The sequence below is a fragment of the Natribacillus halophilus genome, from assembly GCF_900100185.1.
In the GTDB taxonomy this organism is placed as follows: Bacteria; Bacillota; Bacilli; order Bacillales; family Marinococcaceae; genus Natribacillus; species Natribacillus halophilus.
On the sequence record NZ_FNEN01000038.1, the window covers coordinates 1 to 5,361 of the forward strand.

General features: G+C 35.6%; 6 protein-coding genes and 2 pseudogenes. 1 reads left to right on the top strand and 7 read right to left on the bottom strand.

The features are described from left to right. The 7 genes and pseudogenes from BLS58_RS16985 to BLS58_RS17020 all read right to left on the bottom strand — a co-directional run. The coding region (locus BLS58_RS16985) for a GNAT family N-acetyltransferase (RefSeq protein WP_090399193.1) at positions 1 to 362 on the bottom strand (362 nt) is incomplete at its 3' end. Positions 363 to 505: 143 nt separating this feature from the next. After that, positions 506 to 1,774 carry a phosphotransferase family protein gene (locus BLS58_RS16990; RefSeq protein ID WP_090400318.1) on the bottom strand — a complete coding sequence of 423 codons (1,269 nt, stop codon included), beginning with the start codon at positions 1,772 to 1,774 and terminating at the stop codon, positions 506 to 508. 119 nt (positions 1,775 to 1,893) lie between these two features. After that, positions 1,894 to 2,517, bottom strand: a complete 624-nt coding sequence (locus tag BLS58_RS16995; RefSeq protein ID WP_090400320.1) for a LysE/ArgO family amino acid transporter — start codon at positions 2,515 to 2,517, stop codon at positions 1,894 to 1,896. Between the two features lie 89 nt (positions 2,518 to 2,606). Next, positions 2,607 to 3,116 carry a GNAT family N-acetyltransferase gene (locus BLS58_RS17000; protein ID WP_090400322.1) on the bottom strand — a complete coding sequence of 170 codons (510 nt, stop codon included), beginning with the start codon at positions 3,114 to 3,116 and terminating at the stop codon, positions 2,607 to 2,609. A gap of 628 nt (positions 3,117 to 3,744) precedes the next feature. After that, positions 3,745 to 4,071 carry a hypothetical protein gene (locus tag BLS58_RS17010; protein ID WP_090400326.1) on the bottom strand — a complete coding sequence of 109 codons (327 nt, stop codon included), beginning with the start codon at positions 4,069 to 4,071 and terminating at the stop codon, positions 3,745 to 3,747. Positions 4,072 to 4,138: 67 nt separating this feature from the next. Continuing rightward, positions 4,139 to 4,330 (bottom strand): hypothetical protein, encoded by a 192-nt coding sequence (locus BLS58_RS17015; protein ID WP_090400328.1) that lies wholly within the window; start codon positions 4,328 to 4,330, stop codon positions 4,139 to 4,141. 108 nt (positions 4,331 to 4,438) lie between these two features. After that, positions 4,439 to 5,020: pseudogene (locus tag BLS58_RS17020) on the bottom strand (tyrosine-type recombinase/integrase); the annotation flags it as partial. A gap of 168 nt (positions 5,021 to 5,188) precedes the next feature. On the opposite strand from BLS58_RS17020, the pseudogene BLS58_RS18110 reads away from it, so the two are divergent. Beyond that, positions 5,189 to 5,361 (top strand): annotated as a pseudogene (locus BLS58_RS18110) (IS1634 family transposase); the annotation flags it as partial.

Here is a 5,361-nt window from a genome sequence, read left to right on the forward strand (position 1 = left end):
AATTTAAGCTCCTCAAAAGTAAATTTTTGTGCAAGCTGAGTTGCTTCAGTACCATAACCTTTGTTTACAGCACTTCGACTATGTAGCGATATTCTAAAACCTGCTTTTTTATTGTCTGGATCAATTTCTAAGATGGCTAAATGACCTATTAATTGATAATTATCCAACAGACAAATGGCGAAATCATAACGTGTAGGGTTCTCACTAAACTGTTTATATTTTTCTGTAATTTCATTAAGAGTAAATGACTGCCGAGTACCAGTCATATAGAGAAACTCTTCATCCTGACAAGAATGATGAATGCTTTCCATATCTTCATCTTTGATAGGTCTTAGGTACACAAAGCTTCCCTGTATCACCATAATGACTTCCACCTTCATTTCTCGTTTTCAAGAATAGCGTATGATTTAAAACTTTATGATTTATGCAACAATCTGGCACAATTCATGAAGAACACTATTCAATTAAAGCGCCTCGTTTGCTTAAAAAGAAACATCGAGTAAACTCAAACATGCTCGCTGATTTTATTTTTATTGCTTAACCATTTGGTTACATACGCTTCTATAATTTCTTCCTTATCAACATTATAGTGAAATGAAGGGAAAATATGTAATATATGTACACCAAGATAATAAATGGGTTCAAGTAAGCGAACGATCGAAAATTCATCCCTCAACTTATCGATTTGTCCATAATCTGTCCATTCACATAAATAAACGTTTAATAATTCTTCACTTAGATTTTCTGAAAAGAAATCAGCCACCTCTTCCATTAGATGAACGACACTTAGAAAAGGATGGGTCATCGAGCTATTAGACCAATCAAATATGAATGGTTCACCATTCTCCACAATGACGTTGCCACCAAATAAGTCACCATGATCGATGGATAGCAACGACTTGGCTGATTGTACTAAAGACAGAACATCAGGTATGCTTTCTGATAACGCCTGATAAGACACATTAGAAATATAATTTTGTAGAGATCTTATCGTTTTATTCATTTGCTTTTCAGTAAGCACCTGTTCAATAGGCCTTTTAGGTATCGTTTTCTTTATCTGTATTTCACCATGCATATATTTCTTCTGAAGTTTAGCGATTCGTAAGGCAGTTATTTCCCATTGATAAATGTCTCTAGAATAACCAAGGAGCTCCCCATTAATTTCTCTCATCATATATGTATTCTTTCGCTCATCGGTTGCAATAACTTCTGGTACAAATTCCGGCATACTTTTATGTACAAATGGTTCATGATCAAAGATGGACGGAACCGTTTTAACATAATAATTGTTGTCATCGGCACGAACTTTTAGTAATAACCCTTTTTCCCAGCTTCTTACCTGCTCAATGGCAAAGCTACCCGTTAATTGCCTTCCTACCCATTTATCAATTTCATCCCGGAAACCATATTGGAACCACGGCATTAGATAGGATTCATTCTTTGTCCACTGCTGCAAAATCCGTTGCCCCTGTTTGGGGAGTTTATATACATTTTTACGGTTGAATGGATTCAGCCAAATGATGCGTTTGCTATCATATGGAATTTCGCCATTCAAAACTTCGGCTTCATAAACTAATCTTGAGTCCTCTTCAGTCCAGCACTTTAATACATTTATACATAGATGATACTGATTATAAAAATATTCATTTATTGGTTTTGTATCTGCAATATGAAAAGGCTTAGATTGAAAGTAAGGTAAAGATATTTTGTCATTATGAGTATCGAACAACATCAGGTTTTCTTTCTTTGAATACACAATAAATTGATACAGCATTTAATGACACCCTCTCTATTCCTTCTTTCTGTAAATGTAAGATAGGCACAAGTCTTATTCCTCTTTCGCGCCTCGTTTGCGGTAAATCATTTTAACTACCTTTTCCTCGTAAGCAATCACTATTGGATCAACAAATACAATTGATATACTAGAAAGATAGCTACCCCCCAAATGATTACTGCTGAAATTTTATTAATAAGAACGACGATTTTTCCTTCTTTATCGATCGTACGAATGGTTTTACCAATCATCGCTAATCCGATAAAAGACACCCATGATACAACAATACATGCTATTGTAAATCCAATTAATTCGGAGGTTGCAGAATACCTTAGAGAGTTGGTTCCAATAACGCCTACCGTATCAAGCACAGCATGTGGGTTTAAAAGAGAAACAGATATAGCGAATAGGATTTGTTTTTTTGCACTCATAGCTCCGTGTTGTTTATTAACCTCTACTGGATCACTTGACCAAATCGACCATCCAATGTAAATAAGAAAAAGGAATCCAGCCGCAAAAAAGATGATTTGAAAAACAGGTACAGTCATGACTATAAGAGATACGCCTAAAACCGCAAGAACAATTAAAATGGTGTCGCAAATCGAAGCTGTTACAACCGAAGGCATGGTATGCCGTAACTTTTTGTGAGCAGCCCCTTGATTAAAAAGGAATATATTTTGCGCTCCAAAAGCTAAAATTAATCCGAAGGACAATACGAATCCGTGTATGATGGCACCTAACATTACTGATTCCTTTCAACTTTCTGGCCTTATATGCAATAGTGACACAAGTTTTATGCCTTTCTTGCGCTCGTTTAAGTAATAGAAGTAAGTTATAATAACTCTTTACCCATAATAATAAAAGGATCATTTTTATCATGCGGAAAGAATGGTTCTCTTAAGACTTTCCAATTTAAACTTTTATACAAATTACGTGCTGAATTGTTATTTACTTGGGTGGTTAACAATGCTGTTTTATTCTCTACACCTTCCAATAATTCTGTAATTAATTGACTTCCAATGCCTTGTTTCCTATAAGACGGCAGAACAGCTAATTCTACAAATTCAAAGCAATCTGTCAGCCATTTTATCTTCTCTTCGGAACTAAATTCTCTGTCCAACAAGCCATTGTAATATTGTCCTGGTAACGAAATGTAGCCATATGAAAATCCTACAACTTCACCCTTATCATTTTGAGCCACCAAGCCTTTATAATCTTCATAGGTTGAATGTCTAAGAAATCGTGTTTTTATTGAATCATCTGTTTCCCAAATTTCTTTGTAAAGATTGGATATTTCATCTATTTGTTCTTCGGTGCTATCTAGTCGTAAAACTTTTACCATCCCTTTATTCCCCCTCAGTTTTACAATACATTTGTTCCGTTAAATGGCCCTTTAAAAATAAAATAACGCAGGAATGCTTATTCGAGAATAGCGCTCGTTTGCTGAATCCCCACTTCAAAGAATAATTGGACATTAAACATTAAGTTAAAAATATAGCGTAAGCAAAGAGCAGGATAAACAATAGGGTAAATATACTATTCTCGATAACAACACGCTTTTTGCTTTTATTCTTCTTTTTAAATTCTATTCGTTTTTCTCTTTTAATTCGCTTGTCTGTATTCGTGAAGATCCATATTAGAGACGATACAATATAAACCGCAGCGATCGGACCCAAAAAATCGTTAAAAGGAATTAACTCGCCTTCAATAAGCGAAGCAAAGAAATAAAGAGGGACAACCACGGATATTGGGATAGTAATAAACGTATTAATCAATGATTTATTCTTTAATTTTTTATATTCATCGGCCGAGATATGATCACTGATAATCGATACCTCCTCAACAAAACATAAATCGATCTTTAACGATCTGGCCCGATAAGCCAATAACGAGCACAATTCTTATTCCGCTAATGCGCTTCGTTTGCTTTACAACTCACATCTTCATCACATCAATATTTTTATAATAAACTAACTAAAATACAAAATGATAAACAAGACTATAGATATAATGAAAAGCCAAAATGTTGTATACCTTAAACCCTGATTCTTTTTTTCATATCCTTCTTTATTTGATGATTTCCTCCAATAAAAATCATGGAGGAACCATATACCAACCCATTGAGGTATTGATACTCCAATCATAATAGGCAGAGCAACCTCTAATTGGAATGGTTCACCTTCAATTAAGTTAATAAGGTAAACCACAAATCCTACAATAAAAGGACAAAGCATGCTATAAATCAGCTTTTGTGTTTTTGTCATTGGTTTGTTCTTTTTATTGTAGTCTCCCCCCATAAGTCCCCACTTCCCTTTTTTCAATCGTTATTCAATTAGCGCGCTTCGTTTCTTGAAGAACTTTTTTCTATTTATTTAACATCCTGTATATTCGATAAATGCTGCTGATTGTAATAACAACACCCAATATAATAAAAAAAGCTGCTCCATCACTTTCACTAAAATTTATAGAATAGCTTATAATAACACCAATTCCCACTAATCCAATAATAATTGGAAAAAATACGGGCATGTTATTAGTTTGACTCGTTTCACTCATTTCCTAACCCCTCCCTTAAGTTAGCTATGAAGCTTTTCGACATTTCTAATATCCTTCTCAATTTCCACGATAAAAGACCAACATACTTATTCCGTTAAATGACCCTATTCAGAAGTACTTGCTGTAAAAATCATGTCTTAATTTCCCACTAAGATGAGCATAAATCCTTGTTGTCTCACTCTTTTCATGGCCAAGAAGGCTTTGAATCACTTCAAGAGGTGCACCATTGTCTACCATGTGTGTAGCATAACTGTGGCGTAATTGATGGGGATGAATCGTTTTTTTGATTCCAACACGATTGGAAATACGCTTAACAGTGTATCTCAAGGTGTCTATACTCATACGCCTTCTCGGTTTACGTTCTGTTACAAACAAACAGGGTTCGTCGTCATCACGTTCATCCAAATACCGTTTCAACCAAATCCCGCAGCGTATATTAAAATACACTTCTCTTTCCTTGTCACCTTTTCCGTGCACAATTACCGAGTTTCTTGTTAAATTAATATCATCTCGATCTAACTTCGCTACCTCTCCGATGCGACAGCCTGTTGAATAAAAAAACTCAAACAAGGCATTTTCCATCGAAGTATGGCATCCTTCTCTAAGATGCTCAATTTCATGTTCGGAAAGAAACTTAGGAATTCGTGTGCCTAATTTCGGCTCTTTTAATTTGGCAGCCGGATTTTTTAACTCGTCTTCGACAGTCATGGGCACATTTTGTGCTCTTTTTTTATGCAGAATCCTGATATATCAAACGTTTATCCCCTGTGGACAGAGTAAAAATCCCACTTATTAATAGGCACACATTTGTGGATAATTAATCTTTACTTTCAGGTATATACGTGCTATGATATAGGCATGTACTTACGAAAAGTGAAACGCACAAATAAAGATGGTAGCCAAGTCACGTACCTGCAACTGGCGCACAACGAATGGGATCCGAAGGCCAAATATGCGAAAGCGAAGGTGATTTACTCGTTTGGGCGGACCGACCAAGTCGACGCCGCCTCCCTGGAACGTCTGGCCAAAAG

Bases quoted from the DNA above. Each gene is read 5' to 3' on its own strand.
- BLS58_RS16990 (WP_090400318.1), bottom strand. From the start codon at position 1,774: ATGCTGTATCAATTTATTGTGTATTCAAAGAAAGAAAACCTGATGTTG.
- BLS58_RS16995 (WP_090400320.1), bottom strand. From the start codon at position 2,517: ATGTTAGGTGCCATCATACACGGATTCGTATTGTCCTTCGGATTAATT.
- BLS58_RS17000 (WP_090400322.1), bottom strand. From the start codon at position 3,116: ATGGTAAAAGTTTTACGACTAGATAGCACCGAAGAACAAATAGATGAA.
- BLS58_RS17010 (WP_090400326.1), bottom strand. From the start codon at position 4,071: ATGGGGGGAGACTACAATAAAAAGAACAAACCAATGACAAAAACACAA.
- BLS58_RS17015 (WP_090400328.1), bottom strand. From the start codon at position 4,330: ATGAGTGAAACGAGTCAAACTAATAACATGCCCGTATTTTTTCCAATT.